At 66.9% G+C, this 16,689-nt stretch carries 15 protein-coding genes and 1 tRNA gene; 11 read left to right on the top strand and 5 right to left on the bottom strand.

Annotated features, from left to right (window positions below):
* Positions 1 to 2: 2 nt before the first annotated feature.
* Positions 3 to 1,169 carry a M20 family metallopeptidase gene (locus JZY91_RS07900; protein ID WP_234947359.1) on the bottom strand — a complete coding sequence of 389 codons (1,167 nt, stop codon included), beginning with the start codon at positions 1,167 to 1,169 and terminating at the stop codon, positions 3 to 5.
* A 118-nt stretch (positions 1,170 to 1,287) separates the two neighbouring features.
* On the opposite strand from JZY91_RS07900, the gene JZY91_RS07895 reads away from it, so the two are divergent.
* The 8 genes from JZY91_RS07895 to JZY91_RS07860 all read left to right on the top strand — a co-directional run bounded on the left by JZY91_RS07895 (position 1,288) and on the right by JZY91_RS07860 (position 9,519).
* Positions 1,288 to 3,846: a hypothetical protein gene (locus tag JZY91_RS07895; protein ID WP_234949150.1), complete on the top strand. Its 2,559-nt coding sequence runs from the start codon at positions 1,288 to 1,290 to the stop codon at positions 3,844 to 3,846.
* A gap of 54 nt (positions 3,847 to 3,900) precedes the next feature.
* Positions 3,901 to 4,113 carry a hypothetical protein gene (locus JZY91_RS07890; RefSeq protein ID WP_370639207.1) on the top strand — a complete coding sequence of 71 codons (213 nt, stop codon included), beginning with the start codon at positions 3,901 to 3,903 and terminating at the stop codon, positions 4,111 to 4,113.
* Between the two features lie 11 nt (positions 4,114 to 4,124).
* Positions 4,125 to 4,784: a DUF4230 domain-containing protein gene (locus tag JZY91_RS07885; protein ID WP_234947357.1), complete on the top strand. Its 660-nt coding sequence runs from the start codon at positions 4,125 to 4,127 to the stop codon at positions 4,782 to 4,784.
* Between the two features lie 24 nt (positions 4,785 to 4,808).
* The gene (locus tag JZY91_RS07880) at positions 4,809 to 5,615 is read left to right on the top strand and encodes a serine hydrolase (RefSeq protein WP_234947355.1); all 807 of its coding nucleotides are present in this window, start codon (positions 4,809 to 4,811) and stop codon (positions 5,613 to 5,615) included.
* A gap of 56 nt (positions 5,616 to 5,671) precedes the next feature.
* Positions 5,672 to 6,541, top strand: coding sequence for a DMT family transporter (locus JZY91_RS07875; protein WP_234947353.1), 870 nt, complete (start codon positions 5,672 to 5,674; stop codon positions 6,539 to 6,541).
* Positions 6,542 to 6,839: 298 nt separating this feature from the next.
* Complete coding sequence (locus JZY91_RS07870; protein WP_234947352.1) at positions 6,840 to 7,160, top strand: hypothetical protein; 321 nt, start codon at positions 6,840 to 6,842, stop codon at positions 7,158 to 7,160.
* On the top strand, positions 7,153 to 8,625 hold the full coding sequence (locus JZY91_RS07865; RefSeq protein ID WP_234947350.1) for an NAD-dependent succinate-semialdehyde dehydrogenase: 1,473 nt from the start codon (positions 7,153 to 7,155) through the stop codon (positions 8,623 to 8,625). The genes JZY91_RS07870 and JZY91_RS07865 overlap by 8 nt, the downstream gene beginning before the upstream one ends.
* Before the next feature lie 66 nt (positions 8,626 to 8,691).
* The gene (locus JZY91_RS07860; protein ID WP_234947348.1) at positions 8,692 to 9,519 is read left to right on the top strand and encodes an alpha/beta fold hydrolase; all 828 of its coding nucleotides are present in this window, start codon (positions 8,692 to 8,694) and stop codon (positions 9,517 to 9,519) included.
* 757 nt (positions 9,520 to 10,276) lie between these two features.
* Here JZY91_RS07860 and JZY91_RS07855 read toward each other — a convergent pair.
* A complete protein-coding gene (locus tag JZY91_RS07855) occupies positions 10,277 to 11,071 on the bottom strand; it encodes an HAD-IIA family hydrolase (protein ID WP_234947346.1) in 795 nt (264 codons plus the stop codon).
* Complete coding sequence (locus JZY91_RS07850) at positions 11,071 to 11,343, bottom strand: acyl carrier protein (protein WP_234947345.1); 273 nt, start codon at positions 11,341 to 11,343, stop codon at positions 11,071 to 11,073. The genes JZY91_RS07855 and JZY91_RS07850 overlap by 1 nt, the downstream gene beginning before the upstream one ends.
* 24 nt (positions 11,344 to 11,367) lie before the next feature.
* Between JZY91_RS07850 and JZY91_RS07845 the strand changes: the two genes are divergently transcribed.
* Positions 11,368 to 12,345, top strand: coding sequence for an alpha/beta fold hydrolase (locus JZY91_RS07845; protein WP_234947343.1), 978 nt, complete (start codon positions 11,368 to 11,370; stop codon positions 12,343 to 12,345).
* Positions 12,346 to 12,875: 530 nt separating this feature from the next.
* Here the strand turns inward: JZY91_RS07845 and aceE are convergent.
* Entirely contained in the window at positions 12,876 to 15,614 is a 2,739-nt protein-coding gene (gene aceE / locus JZY91_RS07840) for a pyruvate dehydrogenase (acetyl-transferring), homodimeric type (protein ID WP_234949096.1), read from the bottom strand.
* 248 nt (positions 15,615 to 15,862) lie between these two features.
* On the opposite strand from aceE, the gene JZY91_RS07835 reads away from it, so the two are divergent.
* Positions 15,863 to 16,273, top strand: coding sequence for a DUF3052 domain-containing protein (locus JZY91_RS07835; RefSeq protein WP_234947341.1), 411 nt, complete (start codon positions 15,863 to 15,865; stop codon positions 16,271 to 16,273).
* Positions 16,274 to 16,339: 66 nt separating this feature from the next.
* Here the strand turns inward: JZY91_RS07835 and JZY91_RS07830 are convergent.
* Positions 16,340 to 16,412: transfer RNA gene (locus JZY91_RS07830), tRNA-Val, on the bottom strand.
* A 126-nt stretch (positions 16,413 to 16,538) separates the two neighbouring features.
* Here JZY91_RS07830 and JZY91_RS07825 point away from each other — a divergent pair.
* Positions 16,539 to 16,682 (top strand): hypothetical protein, encoded by a 144-nt coding sequence (locus JZY91_RS07825; RefSeq protein ID WP_234947339.1) that lies wholly within the window; start codon positions 16,539 to 16,541, stop codon positions 16,680 to 16,682.
* Positions 16,683 to 16,689 lie beyond the last annotated feature (7 nt).

The following is a 16,689-nucleotide window of genomic DNA, read 5'->3' as shown; positions in this document are numbered from 1 at the left end:
GACTACTTCTCCCAGTCGCGGCCGACGGCGGCGATGCCGTTGGCGAGGAGGGCCATGAAGAAGGGCACGGAGTCCGGGTAGATGAACTCGTGGCGGGCGTGGGCCCCGCCGCCATCCGCACCCAGGCCGCAGATGACGGGCGTGCCCTCGGCGGCGATGAAGTTCGCGTCGGAGCCGCCGCCTACGGCAACGCCTTCGAGGTCTTTGCCCATGGCCTCTGCCTCCTGTTTGAGGAGGGCGTAGAGGCGCTCGATGCCGTCGGTGGTGGGCATTGGCGGGCGGTTCCAGGTGCGGTCTTGGGTGATGCGGACGCGTGGGTCGGAAACTTGGATGGCGTCAAAGGAGGCGCTAATAAGCGAAGGCTCCTGCGGATCCCAGTGGCGGATGTCCAGCACCGCCTGGGCGCGGCCGGGGATGACGTTGGCGCCGGTGCCGCCCTCGATGAGGCCGACGTTGATGGTGGTGCCGCGCTCCGGGTCGGCGCACTGGGCGGCGGCGAGACACCACTCCGCGAGGGCGATGATGGCGGAGGCGCCCTTCTCGGGCTCCACGCCCGCGTGGGCCTCGATGCCTTCCGCGGTGACGACGACGTTGCCGATGCCCTTGCGGCCGATCTTCACGGCGCCGTTCAGGGGAGCTTCGAGGACGAAGCCGGCGTCGGCAGTGCGGGCGAGTTCGCGGATGGTGGGGCTGGAGGTGGGGGAGCCGATTTCTTCGTCCCCGTTGAAGATGAGGGTGACGTGGGGCCGGGGGATGCTGTGATCGTCGAGAAGCTTGAGTGCCCAGATGGCCTGGGCGAGCCCGGCCTTCATGTCGAAAAGGCCGGGGCCGGAAAGGCGCTCGCGCGGGTCCTCGTTGGCGGGCGGGTTCCATCCGGCGAGGGTGCCGACGGGCCAGACCGTGTCGTAGTGCCCGGCGATGAGGACGTGCTTGTTCAGGGTGCCGGGGTAGGTGAAGACGGCGATGTCCCCGTGGGTGCTGTCGGTCTCGATGCGCTGGAACTCGCCGGGCTCGCCGAGGCGGTCTGTGGTGAGTTGGATAAGCGCGTCGAGGGTGGTGTTGAGGTGGGGTTTGCTGGTGGAGGGGGATTCGTGCTCCACGAGCATCATCGCGTCCGCGAGGATCTGGTCGAGGTGTTGAGCTGCGGTGGAAATCTCGATGCGTTGCATAGTCCCATTGTCCACTGAAGTGGACGCGCAGGCTCTAGCCGTGGGGCGGGGGAGTCTGTGAAGGTTGGGGGCGAACTCGCACGCAACTTTTCTGGGGGAGACATCTATGGGTGTTCGGATGCTGGTGGATCAAACGTCGGTGGAGCAAGCGATTGCCTCGCTGCGCGCGGAGGCGGGGAGGCTGAACGCTGCGTCAGGCTGCCGCGGGACGTCGGCGCTGGGGGCGTTCTCGCTGGTTTCCGGCCTGCGGGAGGTGGGGCAGCGGCTGGGGCACGTCTCCGGCTTCTACGCGCCTGAGGCGGTGGGTGTGCTGGCGCGGCATATGCTGGATGCGGCTGAGGTTGCGGAGACGAACCTGCAGAACACGGTGCGAGCGGACGGGTCTTTGGCGCGGGCGCTCGATGTGGTGAACGCGCCGGGGACTGCGGCGTACCGGGCGGTGCCGGGGGACTTCAAGCCCAATGTGGGCGCGGCGAACCCGCGGGCTTCGCGGTTTACGCCGCCGACGCCGGCGGCGGGGTATGAGCCGAACTTGATGCTGCTGCACCACAAGCTCCTTGGCACCAACACGGCGGCTGTGGGTGCGGATGCGATGGCGTGGCACAAGGTGTCCATGCAGACGGCCGGGGCGACGGAGGCTCTGTTTCGGACAAAGAGCGCGTTGGCATCGTCGGCTGAGACGCAGTGGGTGCAGCGGGCGCAGCAGCGCGTCAACCAAATTCAGCGTGCGGCTGGGACGTTGGGCGCGCGGTCTCGGGCGATGGCGGGGCATGTGGAGGCGCTGGGTACCGTGGCGGCATCGGAGCAGGTGTTCGCCTCTGCGGTGATGGCCGCGTATGTTGCCGCGCCGCCGCCGGCGAAGCCGTTGATTGAGCAAAGCTACTTGGCATCGTTCGGGCCGCGCATGAGCGCGCAGCTGATGTCGACGGTGCCGGCGTTCACGCAACTGTTGCCGGACCTGGCGGTGATTACGGGGGATCCGTTCCGGATCGGGGAGATTGCGGAGCCGGCGGCACCTTCGTTTGAGGCGTCCCCGCTGCCGCAAGTGCTGCAGGAGGCGTTGACCGCGCGCGGGCATGGCGACTTGGCGCGTGCCACCACACCGACCGAGGTGGTGGGCGCGTACGGGAGGCCGAACCGGGACGTGCTGGAGGCAATCTCGGCCGGTGCGACTGCCACGCAGGCTGCAGCTGTGGCTTCGCCGTCCATGCCGCCGTCGCTGAATCCGGGGGCGTTGGTGGGTGGTGCTGGTGCGTCGGGGGGTGGTTCCGGCGCTGGTGCTGGTGCAGGTTCGCCGGGGGATCCGGGTGCGTCGCCGCTTAGTGGGCTGGGGAAGATCGCGTCCGGGATTGGTGGCGCGGTGGCCGGTCGGGGCGCTGGTGGTAGGTCGGCTGGTGTGCCGCGGATTGGTGAGAGCGTGCCGCCGGTAGTGCCGGGAGGTGAGAAGGGCGGGCGGCACCGACTGGAGGACAGGGAGCCGCTGCCGGAGATCACATGGACGGATCCGAACGCGTCGGTGCCGGGTGCTGGTGCGTCGGTTGGTTCCGGGGTTGGTCTTGGCGCGGGTGCGCGGCCCGTGCTGCCGAGCGTGGGGCTCGGTCTCGGTGCGGGTGCGTTGCTCGGTGGCGCTGGCGCTGCTGCGGGCGCGGCCCCGTTCTCGTTGCCCACGCTGGGTGGCGCGGGCGGATCGGGGAGCACCAAGTGGTCGCCGGCGTCGGCGGCTGGTCCTAGCGGTGTTGGTGGCGTTGGCCGCGCGAAGGGGGTTGGCGCTTCTGGGGTGAACGCGGCGCGTGATGGCGCAGCAGCTGCCGGAGGCATGCCGGCTGGATTCGCGGGGCCGGGTGCCGGTGCCGGGACCGGCCGCGGGTTTGCTAGTGCGGGTGTTACCCCTGGCATCAGTGGCGCGGGTGCTGGTCCCGGCGGGAATGCGGGTGTGATTGGCGGGACGGCGCGTCCGGGTGTCGGGGCCGGGACTGGAGCCGGTGGTATCGCTGGTGCGGGCTCGGGCGCAGGGCCTGGCAGCTTTGGAGCAGGCGGGAAGCACGCGCTGCCGGGGTCTACAACGCCGGCGGGGCTCGGCGGCATGACGCTGCCGCAGGGTGCCACGAACGTTCTCGGCGGGATGGACGGATTCGGCGGGATTGGCGCGCCGGGTGCTGCCGGTGTTCGCGGAAAGGCTGGCGGCGCGGGCATGGGCAGCGTGCCGGCGGGCGGTTTCAACGTGGGCAGTCTGAACCTGGGCGCGGGGTCTCCAGCGGGTGTCGGCGGGTTTGGCGGCTTCAACCCGGGCAGCTTCGGCGCGGGTGCAGTGGGTGGCGTTGGCGGTGCGGGTGCGGCTGGAGGCGTCGGTGCGGGGTTGCCGCAGGGGTCGCTGCCGGGTGGTGCCGGCGGGCCGTTGGGGTCGGCTGCGGGTGGTGTTAGCGGCGGCGTGAGCGGCGCGGGTGCCAGCGGGCAGGCGGGTTCTCCGGGGCAGGCGGGTGGCAGGCACGCGGCGCAGGCGGGTGCGGTGCCCATGGCCGCGGGCGCGGGCGCCGGTGGGGCTGGCCAGCAGGGCAAGAAGTCCAGCAAGGTGAAGGCCGTCACCAGCGCGGTGGAGCGCGACGGCAACCTAAAGGCGCTGCTGGGGGATGCTCCGCTGGTGCTGCCCAGCGTAATCGGGGAAAACACGCGCCGGTAGGGCCGGCCGGGCAGGGGCCCGGCAAGACCGGGAGGACCGACTAGACTGCGGCGCGTGGACCTGCGCAAAGACCTCGTGTGGCAGAGCATTGTCGGCTTCGTCGGATTCTTCACGGCACTCGCACTGATCCAAGCGGTGGTGAACGTCTTCCGGCCGGAGCCAGCGGTGTGGCCGGCGCTGTTCGCCGCTGTGATGATCACGCTCGAGGTGCTCCTGGTACGCCGTTGGCTGCGCTGGCGGCGGAGCCAAGAACCGGAGTCGCGCTAGGATTTTTCCTCATGAGCACCGCTGCCAAGATGCCCCGCCCCGTCCGTCGCGCTGGTTCGAGGGCTGTGGGGTGTCTGGGGGCGATCGCAATCACGCTTGGGCTCCTACTTGCGGCGGTGTTCCTGCGGCCATCGCTGTTCGGAATGGGGGAGGAGCGGATCACGGCGGAGTCGATCGGGGCGTCATTCAACGAGGTCGCGGAGCTGAGCGTGGAGGAGTACGTGTACTCCAACGTGGGCTCGTACGACAAAGAGGGGCTCTTGGTCCGCGGGTTTGAGGTGCCGTTCACGGGGCGCAACTTCCTGGTGACGTATGACGGCAAGGTAACCGCCGGTATCCGCAACGCGGAAGGGATCCGGGTGTCGGTGGATGACGTGGCAAAGGCCATCGAGATTCAGGTGCCACCGGTGGAGGTGCTGAGCTCTAACATCGATGCCTCGAGCGTGGTGGTGCACGACCAGTCGATGAACCCGCTGAACCAGGTGCGGGTGGACGACGTGACCCGGTTCATCGCCGAGCAGGAAAAACTTGCGGAGGATAAGGCGGTGGAGCAGGGTTTGCTCGAGCGGGCGTCGTCACGCGTGGGGGAGCTCCTGGAAGCGCACGCGCGCGCGATGGCTGCGGGAACGGCGCTGGAGGGGTATGAGGTGCGCGTTCGGCTGAGTAATTAGCGGGCGCGACTAGGATCGTGGCCCATGAGCGGGAACATCCTGGAAACGCAGCTTGCTGGTTGGCCGGCGGACAATGTGGCGGCGGTGATCGTCGGTAAGCGGGAAGAAGCCTACGGGGACGCGGAGCGCGTGTTTGCGCTGGCGAGCGTGACCAAGCTGCTCAGTGCGTACGGCGTGCTGCTGGCGGTGGAGGAGGGGGCGTTCGAGCTGGATAGCGCTTGCGGGCCGGCCGGGTCCACCGTGCGACACCTCCTGGCGCATGCGTCGGGCGTGGGATTTGATAGCCGTGAGCAGCAGAAACCGGCGGGGGAGCGGCGGATCTACTCGTCCGCGGGGTACGAGATCCTGGCCGATTTTGTGGAGGAGACGACGGGGATCGCGTTCCCGGAGTACCTGCGCGAGGGCGTGTTCCAGCCGCTTGGGATGGAGACTGCGCGGTTGGTGGGGAGTGCGGGGCATGGGGCGGAGGCGTCGATAAGCGATCTGGCGCAGTTCGCGCGGGAGCTGCTGTCGCCGAAACTGCTGGCGGAGGAGACGCTGCGCGAGGCGCGCACGAACCAGTTCGGGGACCTGCGCGGCGTGGTCCCGGGCTACGGGATGCAGAAGCCGTGCCCGTGGGGCCTGGGCTTTGAGCTGAAGGGCGAGAAAAGCCCGCATTGGACCGGTGACGGGATGCCGGCGGAGACCGCCGGGCACTTCGGCATGAGCGGCACGTACCTGTGGGTGGCGGGCGAGCACGCGATGGTGGCGCTGACGGACCGCGAGTTCGGTGATTGGGCCAAGCCGCTGTGGCAGGAGACCAACACGGCGATTTGGGCTGAGCTGGGCTGAGTTTGGCTCGGGTTTGGGTGTGGGATTGAGTTTGGACTGAGTTGGGTTAGACGCGCGTGGTGTACCTGCTTGTCGCCCTGATGATCGGGGCGATCATTCCGATTCAGACGGCCGCGAACTCGTCGCTCGCGCGGGGGAATCCGCTGCCGAGTTTTGATTCGCAGGTGGGTAACCCCTGGTGGATTTGGCTGGGCGGCTGCTTCGGCGTGCTGTTTGTGATTGGCAACATCCTGCTGTTTCCCAAGCTTGGCGCGGTGCAGACCGTGGTGCTGCCGATCCTGGGGCAGGTGACCATGGGGTTGGCGATTGACCAGTTCGGCCTGTTCGGGGCCAAGCAGGTCGATGTTGGGGTGTTGCGGTTGCTCGGTGCTGGGGTGGTGCTGGTGGGCATCGCGGTGGTGCTGGGCGTGGGGCGCGCTGGGGTTGGGGGTGCTGGTTCTGGCGGTTCTGGCGGCTCCGTGCTGGGCGGTGCTGCGGACGGCGCGGGCGTGTGGGCGTATCGCGCGCTGGGCGTGGGCATCGGCATGGGCTCCGCGATGCAGACCGCCATCAACGGCTACCTGGGCACCATCGCCGGGTCCGCGTTCCACGCCGCGGAAATCAACCTGACCGTGGGCGCGGTCCTGCTGCTGGCGGCGGTACTGGTGACCAGCCCGCGGCAACTGGTGCGGCGGCCGGAGCCGGGGCCGTGGTGGATGTGGCTGGGCGGCGTGATTGGTGCTGTGTTCGTGGCCGGGGGTGCCACGCTGGCTCCGATCCTGGGCACGGCCACCACCGTGATCGCGTTCAACGCCGGCACGATCGCGGGCGGCCAGGTGATGGAATCCGTCGGCGCGTTCGGGGCTCGCAAGCGGCCGCTGGATACCCGCCGGCTGGTGGGGCTGGCGCTTACGCTGGCGGGCGTGGTGGCGGTGCGGCTGCTCTAGGCGTCGGCCGCGGGGTGGAACACCCCGTCGCGGGGTGGCCGCGCTCCGCGGCCCCGCGGCCTAACGCTCAACCTCAGCTTCAGTGAATAGGGGGATCAAGCTGCGGTTGAGGGTTGCTGGGGTGATTCAAGTGACGCAAGATCGGTTGAGCTTACCGCTGAGTAACAAGAGGCCGTTGGGGAAGACGAACCTCTCGTCTCGCACTCCACCGCGCCCGGCTAGTCACCGGACGTGGCCCGCTTAGTCACCGGGGATCACCGAACGGAGTGCGCCGTTTTCAATCCATGAAGGTCCCCGCATGACAACTTCGCTGTTGCACTCTCCGTCGCGCCCGCTTCCGGCTGCCCGTCAGGCGACGTTGGTGATTGATTCGATGCCTCGGGGTGCTCGGATGAGCGTCGAAAAGCTTTTGCTCCAGCTGCCCGAGTCAACCGAGCCGGGCGAGGTGTGGTTTACCCGCTGGCGGCGCCGCGCGGATGGCACGTATGCGTGCCGCGAGCGCCTGCACGCGCCGGACGCTGCGTTGGACGCGTTCGAGGCGGATTTGCGCGAACTGGCTGCTAGCTGGGGGTTCGTGGCATTTGTCACGGCGCGTCCCTACCATGGGGCGCATGAATAATCCGTACCGCGTACAAAATCCCGCAACCAACGAAATTGTCGAGGAATTCGATTTCATCACCGACACCGCGCTCGAGGACGCGCTGGCTACCGCGCACGAGACGTTTGGCACGTGGCGCGAGCTGAGTTACGCCGAGCGCGGGGAGCGCCTCGCTGAGGCAGCCAAGCTTTTCGACGCTCGCAGGGAGACCCTCGCCAAACTCATCGCCGAAGAGATGGGCAAGTCCATCGAGGAGGGCGACGGCGAGGTAGATGATTGTGTGGAGATTCTGAACTACTACGCCGAAAACGGCGCGGAGTTCGGTGCTGATCAGCAGCTGCCGCACGATGGGGATGGCAGTGTGGTGATCCGCAAGGTGCCCCTTGGCGTGATCGTGGGAGTTATGCCGTGGAACTACCCGTACTACCAGGCAATTCGCTTCGCCGCGCCGGCGCTGATGGCCGGCAACGTGGTAATGGTGAAGCACGCGGAAATCTGCCCGCGCTCTTCCGAGGCGATCGAAGAGATTTTCACCGACGCTGGCCTGCCTGCCGGTGCGGTTACCAACATCTACGCCACGCACGATCAGATTGAGACGCTGATCGCTGACCCGCGCGTGCAGGGCGTGTCCCTGACGGGCTCGGAGCGTGCGGGCCGTGCGATTGGCAAGCTGGCCGGCGAGAACCTGAAGAAGTGCGTGCTGGAGCTCGGCGGCACCGATGCGTACGTGGTGCTGGACGCTGACGATGTGCCGGAGGCGGCCAAGACCGCGTGGAAGAAGCGCAGCGGCAACACCGGCCAGTCCTGCACTTCCAACAAGCGCATGATTGTGATGGAGGACATCTTCGACGACTTCGTGGCTGAGCTGGTCAAGCTTGCGGAGGCCACCGTTGCCGGCGACCCGATGAACCCGGGCGCAGCCGGCGAGCGCGAGTTCTTCCCGCTCTCCTCCCGCGATGCGGCCGAGAAGCTGGTGGGCCAGATCGAGGACGCCGTTGAGGCGGGCGCGAAGCTGCACACCGGTGGCGAGCTGACGGGCGAGGGTGCCTACTTCACCCCCGCCGTGATTACCGACATCGCCGTTGAGGCGGGCGCGAAGCTGCACACCGGTGGCGAGCTGACGGGCGAGGGTGCCTACTTCACCCCCGCCGTGATTACCGACATCCCTGTAGGTTCGGACATCTACTACGAGGAGTTCTTCGGCCCCGTCGCCGCCGTTTACCGCGTATCGACGGAAGAGGAAGCCATCGAGCTGGCTAACAACTCCCGCTACGGCCTTGGCGGCGCCGTGATGTCCACGGACACTCAGCGGGCGAAGCGCGTGGCCGACAAGATTGAGACCGGTATGATCCACGTGAACATCCCCCAGGCCCGCGGTGCCGAGCTGCCGTTCGGCGGCATCAAGAACTCCGGCCTTGGCCGCGAGCTTGGGCCGCTGGGCATGGACGAGTTCGTGAACATGCAGCGCTTTTACGTAGCCGACTAGGGGCGGCCCCTGCTTGTGGGGTGGCCATGTGACCGTCGTAAAGCGAGGGAACGGGAAGGAGCAGCCGTGACGGTCAGGCGCGAGTATGCCGCCGCCCACGGGCGTGTGGCGTACTGGGTGACGCGGGAGCCGGATCCGCGGCGGCCGTGGCTGGTGTTTCTGCACGGGATGCTTGTGGATCACCGGCTGTTCGCGCCGCAGCTGGAGCACTTCGGCGAGGCGTACAACGTGCTGGCGTGGGACAGCCCGGCGCACAGCGAGTCGCGTCCGTACTCGTTGGACGCGATTCGTAGTGGCGGAGTGCTCGGGGTCGCGGAGGTGCTGCTCGAGGTGCTCGCGGATGCTGGCGTGACCCGTCCCGTGCTGGTGGGGCAGTCCTTTGGCGGGATGGTGGCGCAGGCGTCGATGAGCTTGGAGCCGGGGCTGGCGCGCGGGTTTGTCGGCGTGGACACGATGCCGATGAGCCGCGCGTTGTGGCGGCCGTGGCAGATCCGCGCCATCCGCCACATGGAGCCGGTGCTGCGGATGCGGTCGTGGGAGCAGATCCTGGCGAAGGCGCCGGCGGAGACATCCGTGACCGAGGCCGCGCAGCAGGCCACCCGCGAGATGCTCAGCGTCTACGACCGCGAGGAGTACATCCAGCTCGCCGCCACCACCTTCCGCGCGATGTCCGACACCGTCGCCCTCGGCCTGCCCCTGCGCCTGCCGCCGACTTTGCTGCTCTGCGGCGAGCACGACGGCGCCGGCATGATCCGCGGGTTCAACAGGGCTTGGGCGCTTGACGACGCCCACCCCCTCACCTGGATCCCCAACGCCGGCCACAACGCCAACATGGACAATCCGGCTGCCGTGAACGCGGCCATCGAGGAGTTCGTGGCCGGGTTTGAGAGTTAGGGGTCGGGGTTGTGGGGTCTTGTGGGGTCGGGGTTGTGAGGTCGGGGTTGTGGGGTCGCCCCTTGACCGGGGTTCCGTCGCTCCCGTGACCAAGGTTCCGTCACCCCCGTGACCAAGGTTCCGTCACCCCCCTTGACCACCTTGCAAGGTTAGGCTAACCTGAATCAACGAAGGGTGCCCTGTGAAGCCCCTTCGCGGTAATCGCAGCGATGCACCTCCATGGTTACCAGCGGTCAATGCACGAAAGATCCCGCGAATGCCTCTTGCCTGGTCATTCGCGGGATCTTTCACGTTGCAGGCGGTGGCGCTGCTGCTCGGGCCGGGGTTGCCGGTGCCGCCAACACCGCCGGTGCGATCCAGTCCGCCGGCCCGCCCTCAGCCGGACAACCGCCCAATCAGACCGCCGCTCTGCCGGGCCGCCGCTCTGCCGGGCAACCGCTCGCCCGGGCAACCGCTCGCCCGGGCAACCGCTCGCCCGGGCAACCGCTCGCCCAGATGGTGAGACCCACTTGGTGAAGTAGGCCTCAAAACCGCCGGTGGGAGTTACCCAGTGGGTCTCACCATCTGGGTTTGCGCAGGTCGGCGGGCGGGTCGGGTGTAAAGTACCTGGTCAGACTGGTGTGGGGGGCTACGGGGCAGGGCGGGCGTAAAGTACCTGGTCAGAGGGCTGCGGGGTGGGCTGGCTGTGGGGCGGAGCGGCTGGGTGGCAAGGCGCCCGGGCGCGGCCGCGCTGGGCGTGGCCGGGCCCCAGCGCGACCTACTGGTAAAACCCGTCGCCAAAGGGGTCGCGGATCGTGTCCACCAGCGAGGCGACGGAATCGAGGACCTTGGTGGGGCGGTAGGGGTAGCGGGCGATTTCGGCGTCGTCGGCAATGCCGGTGCGCACGAGAATGGTGCGCATGCCGGCCTCGAGCCCGGCCTTGACGTCGGTGTCCATGCGGTCGCCGATCATCACGGTGTTTTCGGAGTGGGCGCCGATGTTGTTCAATGCGGAGCGCATCATCACCGGGTTGGGTTTGCCCACGTAGTAGGGCTCCTGGCCGGTCACTGCGGTGATCATGGCGGCGACGGACCCGGTCGCCGGGATCACGCCGTTGGGGCCCGGGCCGGTGAGGTCCGGGTTGGTGGCGATGAAGCGCGAGCCGCCGCGGATCAGGTTGCTCGCGGTGGTCAGCGCCTCAAAGGAATAGGTGCGGGTTTCGCCAAGGACAACGAAGTCTGGGTCAGCGTCGGTAAGAATCCAGCCCATTTCGTGCAGGGCGGTGGTGAGGCCGGCCTCGCCGATCACGTACGCGCTCGCCTCGCCGGCCTGCTGCGACAAGAACTTCGCGGTCGCGGTGGCGGATGTCCAGATGCGCTCCGGCTCAATGTCCAGGCCCATGCGCATGAGCTTCGCGGAGAGGTCGCGCGGCGTTTGGATCGAGTTGTTCGTCAACACCATGAACGGGATGTCCTCGCTGCGCAACGCACGGATGAACTCGTCCGCGCCGGGGATCACGTCGCCCTCGCGGTGGAGGACGCCGTCCATGTCAGTCAGGTAAGAAATGCTCATCAGTTGTCTCCCTCTTCAGCCAAATATTCGGCGAGAGCGCCGGCGGTGGAGTAATCGTCGTAAATAGCCTCCGTAATGCGCACGCCAAAGTGCTCCTCGATGCGAATCGCAAGCTCAATGCGGTCGAGCGAACTCAGGCCCGAATCGGCGAGGGCGGTTGTGGGGGAGATGGAGAGGTTGAAGGAGTCGTCGATAAGCTGGGCAAGCCGCGAGAACGCGTCGTCCGGCTCCACCTCGATCGCCTCCAGATTCAGGCGCTGAGAGAGTTCCATGCCCCACATAATAGGGTTAAGGCTATGCATGCACCCGCCGCCATCCTCCGCTCCCTCACGCCGGCAGGGCGCCGTTTGCTTGCCGACGTCCGCTCCAACCTCCGCAAAGCCGACACCACCATCGGATTGCGCGCCGACCGCGACGGAACCGTCGACTCCTGCGGCGTGTCCGTGCGGTGGTACGAGGTCGGCCCGGAGGATCCGGAGACGCCGACCGTGGTGTACGTGCACGGATTCAACATCTCTGCCGGCGAGTTTTACAAGCAGGTTGAGGGCCTGCGGCCGCTCGGCGTGCGGCAGGTGCTGGTGGATCTGCGCGGCCACGGGCAGACGGGCAAGTGCGACCCGGAGCTTTTGACCATCGACGCGGCTGCCGACGATGTCGCTTGTGCCTTACGGCATCGCGGCGTGAGGGGGCCGGTTGTGGTGGTGGGGCACTCGCTCGGCGGGCCCGTGTCCCTGTCGCTGATGCGGCGCTACAGCGAGGAGTTCAACTGGGCCGGGTCAGTGCAAATCTCGTCCGCGGTTGAGCCATTCACGGTGCAGGGGATGCCGCAGGTGCTCGCCGGGCCGATCGGCAGATTTCTAGAGTTCATGGTCGAGCACTGGCCGTATTTCGCGGAGGGCGTGCGCCGGGTGGTGACGGACACGCTCGCCCCAATCCTTGCGCTGGGGTTCTACTTCCGGCCGATGGATTACGACGTCATCCAGTTTCACGCCGCAATGATCCAGGAGACGCCGCTGGCCACCTACGCCGGGTATTTCGAGGACTTGCTGCACCATTCGGAGCTTTCGGCTGCTGGTGTGCTCGCGGATCTGCCGGGCTACATCCTGGTGGGCGACAAAGATCACGTGACGCCGGTGTCCCAGTCCTCGCGCCTGTGGTCCATCTGGCCGCGCGCGTACATGCAGGTACTTCCTGATTCCGGCCACATGCCGCCCCTAGACGCGCCCGGCGCGGTGACGGCAGCGATCGCGCGGGTGCTGGAGCGGGTTGTGTAGGTTCTGCGGTTGTCCGCCGGGGGGCTTGCGGGTCGGTGTTTTTGGGGTAGGTGTTCCCGGGCGGGTGTTCCGGGGCAGGTGTTTAGGTCGATACGTTCCGGGGCAGGTGTTCAGGTCGATAGGTTCCGGGGCAGGTGTTCAGGTCGATAGGTTCCGGGGCAGGTGTTCAGGTCGATAGGTTCCGGGGCAGGTGTTCCGGGGCATAACTGCTGGTAGCGGGTTTGTGGCAGATTTCGACGACAGGTGCCGTAAAAGCGTCTGGCCAGCTGATATGCCCCTGAATACATGCCCCTGAGTGTGACCTGCAGTTATGCCCCTTAGCGTCGGCCGGGACTTAGAGCCGGAAGCAACGACAAACCCCCAGGTCAACCACGGGGTGGTGGTCGATCTGGGGGTGTGTCGCGCCGCGCTCGCGCAGGACCGGCGCGGCGCAGGACTGGAGCGGCGCAGGACCGGCGCGGCGCGGCGCAGGACCGGCGCAGCGCTCGCGCAGGACCGCAGGGCCCGCGCACCGGCGCGGCGCCTACGCCTTACTCAACGGCGTTCTCTTCGCCCTCGTCGTCGGTCGGGGAGTTCGGGGTTGCAGCCGTCGGGTCGTCGATCTTCAGGTCCTTCGCTGCCTGGGCGGCGATGGACATGTCGATCTTGCCCTCGTTGGCCAGGCCCATGAGGGCGGCGACAACCATGGACTCGGCGTCGATGTTGAAGAAGCGGCGTGCGGACTCGCGGGTGTCGGCGAAGCCGAAGCCGTCTGCACCGAGGACGATGTACTGGCCCGGGACGTACGGGCGGATCTGCTCCTGCAGGTCCGTCGCAAAGTCGGAGGTCGCAATGTACGGGCCCTCAGTCTGCTTCAGCTGCGTGGTCACGAACGGGGTGCCCACGTCCTCGCCCGGGTGGAGCAGCTGCTCGGTGGCCAGGTGTGCACCGTCGCGGGCGCACTCAACCCAGGAGGTCACGGAGTAGATCGCGGCGCCGATGCCGTAGTCCTCCTGCAGCATGCGCTGCGCCTCGAGGGCCTGCACCATGCCAACACCGGAGGCCAGGAGGGAGACGTTGTGGTCTTTCTTCTCGCCTTCGTCGTAAAGGTAAATGCCCCTCTTGAGGCCCTCAACGTCCAGGTTCTCCGGGCGGGCCGGCTGGTGGATGGGCTGGTTGTAGACGGTGATGTAGTACATCACGTTCTCGCCCGGGTTGGAGCCGTACATGCGCTCGATACCGTCGGAAATGATGTACGGCATCTCGTACGCAAAGGCCGGGTCGTAGACCACCATGGCCGGGTTGGTGGAGGCCAGGATCGGGGAGTGGCCGTCCATGTGCTGCAGGCCCTCGCCGAAGAGGGTGGTGCGGCCGGCGGTGGCACCGATGATGAAGCCGCGGCCCATCTGGTCGCCGGCGGCCCAGAAGTTGTCGCCGGTGCGCTGGAAGCCGAACATGGAGTAGAAGATGTACATCGGGATCATCGGCTCGCCGTGCGTCGCGTACGACGTTGCCGCAGCCAGGAAGGATGCGGAGGAGCCGTCCTCGTTGATACCCTCGTGGAGGATCTGGCCGTCCTTCGCCTCGCGGTAGCTCAGCTGCAGGTCGTGGTCCACCGGCACGTAGTTCTGGCCGTTGGGGTTGTAGATCTTCAGCGTCGGGAACCAGGAGTCCAGGCCGAAGGTGCGGGCCTCATCCGGGATGATCGGCACAACGCGCTTGCCAATCTCCTTGTCGCGCATGAGCGCCTTGAAGGTACGTACCAGCGCCATGGTGGAGGCCACTTCGTTGTTACCGGAGTCCTTGAACAGGGCCTTGAAGGTCTTCTCGAAGTCCGGCTGCTCCAGCGGCGTGAAGTTCACGCGGCGCTCCGGCAGGGAGCCGCCGAGTTCCTTGCGGCGCTCCTTCAGGTACTTGATCTCGTCCGCCTCCTCGCCCGGGTGGTAGTACGGCGGCAGGTACGGGTCCTTCTCCAGCTCCTCGTCCGTAATCGGGATGCCCTGCTTGTCGCGGAAGAGCTTCAGGTCCTCCAGCGTCAGCTTCTTCATCTGGTGGGTAGCGTTGCGGCCCTCGAAATTGTGGCCCAGGCCGTAACCCTTCACGGTGTGGGCGAGGATGACCGTCGGCTTGCCCTTGTTCTCCAGGGCCTTCTTGTAGGCGGCGTAGACCTTGCGGTAGTCGTGGCCGCCGCGGCGCAGCGCCCAGATCTCCTCGTCGGACATGTCCTCGACCAGCTTGAGGGTGCGCTCGTCTCGGCCGAAGAAGTGCTCGCGGACGTACGCGCCGTCGTTGGCCTTGAACGTCTGGTAGTCACCGTCCGGGGTGGTGTTCATGATGTGGACCAGCGCGCCGTCCTTGTCGCGCTCCAGCAGCTCATCCCACTCGCGGCCCCAGACAACCTTGATCACGTTCCAGCCGGCACCGATGAAGAAGGTCTCCAGCTCCTGGATGATCTGGCCGTTGCCGCGCACCGGGCCGTCCAGGCGCTGCAGGTTGCAGTTGATCACAAAGGTCAGGTTGTCCAGGCCGTACAGCGCAGCCATCTGGAGGAGGCCGCGGGATTCCGGCTCATCCATCTCGCCGTCGCCAAGGAAAGCCCAGACGTGCTGCTTGTCGGTGTCCTTGATGCCGCGGTCCTGCAGGTACTTGTTAAAGCGTGCCTGGTAGATGGCGTTCATCGGGCCAAGGCCCATGGAGACAGTGGGAAACTCCCAGAACTCCGGCATGCCGTACGGGTGCGGGTAGGACGGGAGGCCGCCCTGCGGGCGGGAGTGCTCTTGGCGGAAGCCGTCCAAGTCGTCCTCGGTCAGGCGGCCCTCAAGGAACGCGCGGGCGTACATGCCCGGGGAGGCGTGGCCCTGGAAGAAGATCTGGTCGCCGCCCTGCTCTGCGTCCTTGCCGCGGAAGAAGTGGTTGAAACCGACCTCGTAGAGCGCCGCTGCGGACGCGTAGGTGGAGATGTGGCCGCCGACCTTGATGCCCGGGCGCTGTGCGCGGTGCACCATCACGGCAGCGTTCCAGCGCATCCAGCGGCGGTAGCGCTTCTCAATCTTCTCGTCGCCCGGGAACTCCGGCTCCAGGTTCGTCGGAATGGTGTTGACAAAGTCGGTGGAGGACAGCGCCGGCAGGTCCACGCGCTTGGCGTTGGCGCGCTCGATCAGGCGCAGCATGAGGTAGCGGGCGCGCTCCGGGTCGGACGCGTCCAGAAGGCCGTCGAGGGAGTCCATCCACTCCTGGGTCTCTTCTGGGTCGCTATCGTGCAGGTAGGACGCAACGCCCTCGCGCAGCATCGGGATGTTGGTTTCCTGCGGGTTGCCGTACACATCGACTTGGTCGAGGTTCGGCTTGTTATCGGTCGTGTCAGCCACGAGATTCCTCCCGGATTCATCAGGGCCAACCGGCGGGGTGCCGGCGCCCGCGTTGGTAACAGGGGTCGCCGATAATTCTAGTTCCTTTCCGATTCCCCGGACGCGCCCCATCCTTAAAGTGATATCTAGGGGTAGCGCGCGGGGGAGGAATGGCAGGTAAGCTCGACCTCATGGCAGCTACCGGTGAAGATACGTACGCCGCCCGCTTAGGGGTCAAACACGGAGACATCGTCCAGGAGATCGGTTGGGATGAGGACGCGGATTCCGCTATCTCCGAGGCGATCGAGGACGCGATCGGCGAGCCCCTGCTGGAGGAGGATTCGACCGAACTTTGCGACGTGATCCTCCTCTGGCACCGCGACGAGGACGGCGACCTGGTGGATTCCCTCGTGGACGCCATCCGCAACCTCGGCGAGGGCGGCCGCATCTGGCTGCTCACTCCCGCCGCCGGCACCGAGGGCGGCGTGCAGCCGGGCGTGATCTCGGAGTCCGCGCAGCTCGCCGGCCTCACCCAAACCAAGGCCGATCGCTTCGGCCAGTGGCAGGGCTCGCTGCTCACGGCTCCCACCGGCCGCAAGTAGGGGCTCCTGCTTGACGACGAACAATTGAAGGCCGCCTCCCTCCACGGGAAGCGGCCTTCTTACTTGTGCGCCATGACGGGCTCGAACCGCCGACCTACTGGGTGTAAACCAGTTGCTCTTCCAGCTGAGCTAACGGCGCGCGTTGGGCCATAGTAACAAACGCCTAGCGCTGGAACCAAACCCCGAGGGAAACCGTTGACACCTTGAGCTACGCCGGGGTACAACTAGCGAGTTCAACGCTGATCCTCCCCGAAAGGTCCCCACCATGCTTTCCAACCTGCTTCTCGGCCTCTCCGCCAACGCTGCCTGGCACTCCATCTCCTCCCTGTTCAGCGGCGTGTGGCAGGGCGTGTGGGACTTCGGTTACCAGCAGACCACCGAGTTCCTGAACTCCGTGTTCAAGCGCTAGGCGCTGA

Origin of the sequence: Corynebacterium sp. CNCTC7651, assembly GCF_021496665.1 — a bacterium.
Lineage (GTDB): Bacteria > Actinomycetota > Actinomycetes > Mycobacteriales > Mycobacteriaceae > Corynebacterium.
The sequence above is the reverse complement of the archived record's forward strand: the minus strand, read 5'-3'. Positions and strand labels throughout refer to the sequence as shown.

Excerpts from the sequence above, each read along its gene's own strand:
- JZY91_RS07900 (WP_234947359.1), bottom strand. The coding sequence starts at position 1,169 with ATGCAACGCATCGAGATTTCCACCGCAGCTCAACACCTCGACCAGATC.
- JZY91_RS07895 (WP_234949150.1), top strand. The coding sequence starts at position 1,288 with ATGCTGGTGGATCAAACGTCGGTGGAGCAAGCGATTGCCTCGCTGCGC.
- JZY91_RS07885 (WP_234947357.1), top strand. The coding sequence starts at position 4,125 with ATGAGCACCGCTGCCAAGATGCCCCGCCCCGTCCGTCGCGCTGGTTCG.
- JZY91_RS07880 (WP_234947355.1), top strand. The coding sequence starts at position 4,809 with ATGAGCGGGAACATCCTGGAAACGCAGCTTGCTGGTTGGCCGGCGGAC.
- JZY91_RS07870 (WP_234947352.1), top strand. The coding sequence starts at position 6,840 with ATGACAACTTCGCTGTTGCACTCTCCGTCGCGCCCGCTTCCGGCTGCC.
- JZY91_RS07865 (WP_234947350.1), top strand. The coding sequence starts at position 7,153 with ATGAATAATCCGTACCGCGTACAAAATCCCGCAACCAACGAAATTGTC.
- JZY91_RS07855 (WP_234947346.1), bottom strand. The coding sequence starts at position 11,071 with ATGAGCATTTCTTACCTGACTGACATGGACGGCGTCCTCCACCGCGAG.
- JZY91_RS07850 (WP_234947345.1), bottom strand. The coding sequence starts at position 11,343 with ATGGAACTCTCTCAGCGCCTGAATCTGGAGGCGATCGAGGTGGAGCCG.
- JZY91_RS07845 (WP_234947343.1), top strand. The coding sequence starts at position 11,368 with ATGCATGCACCCGCCGCCATCCTCCGCTCCCTCACGCCGGCAGGGCGC.
- aceE (WP_234949096.1), bottom strand. The coding sequence starts at position 15,614 with ATGCTGCGCGAGGGCGTTGCGTCCTACCTGCACGATAGCGACCCAGAA.
- JZY91_RS07835 (WP_234947341.1), top strand. The coding sequence starts at position 15,863 with ATGGCAGCTACCGGTGAAGATACGTACGCCGCCCGCTTAGGGGTCAAA.
- JZY91_RS07825 (WP_234947339.1), top strand. The coding sequence starts at position 16,539 with ATGCTTTCCAACCTGCTTCTCGGCCTCTCCGCCAACGCTGCCTGGCAC.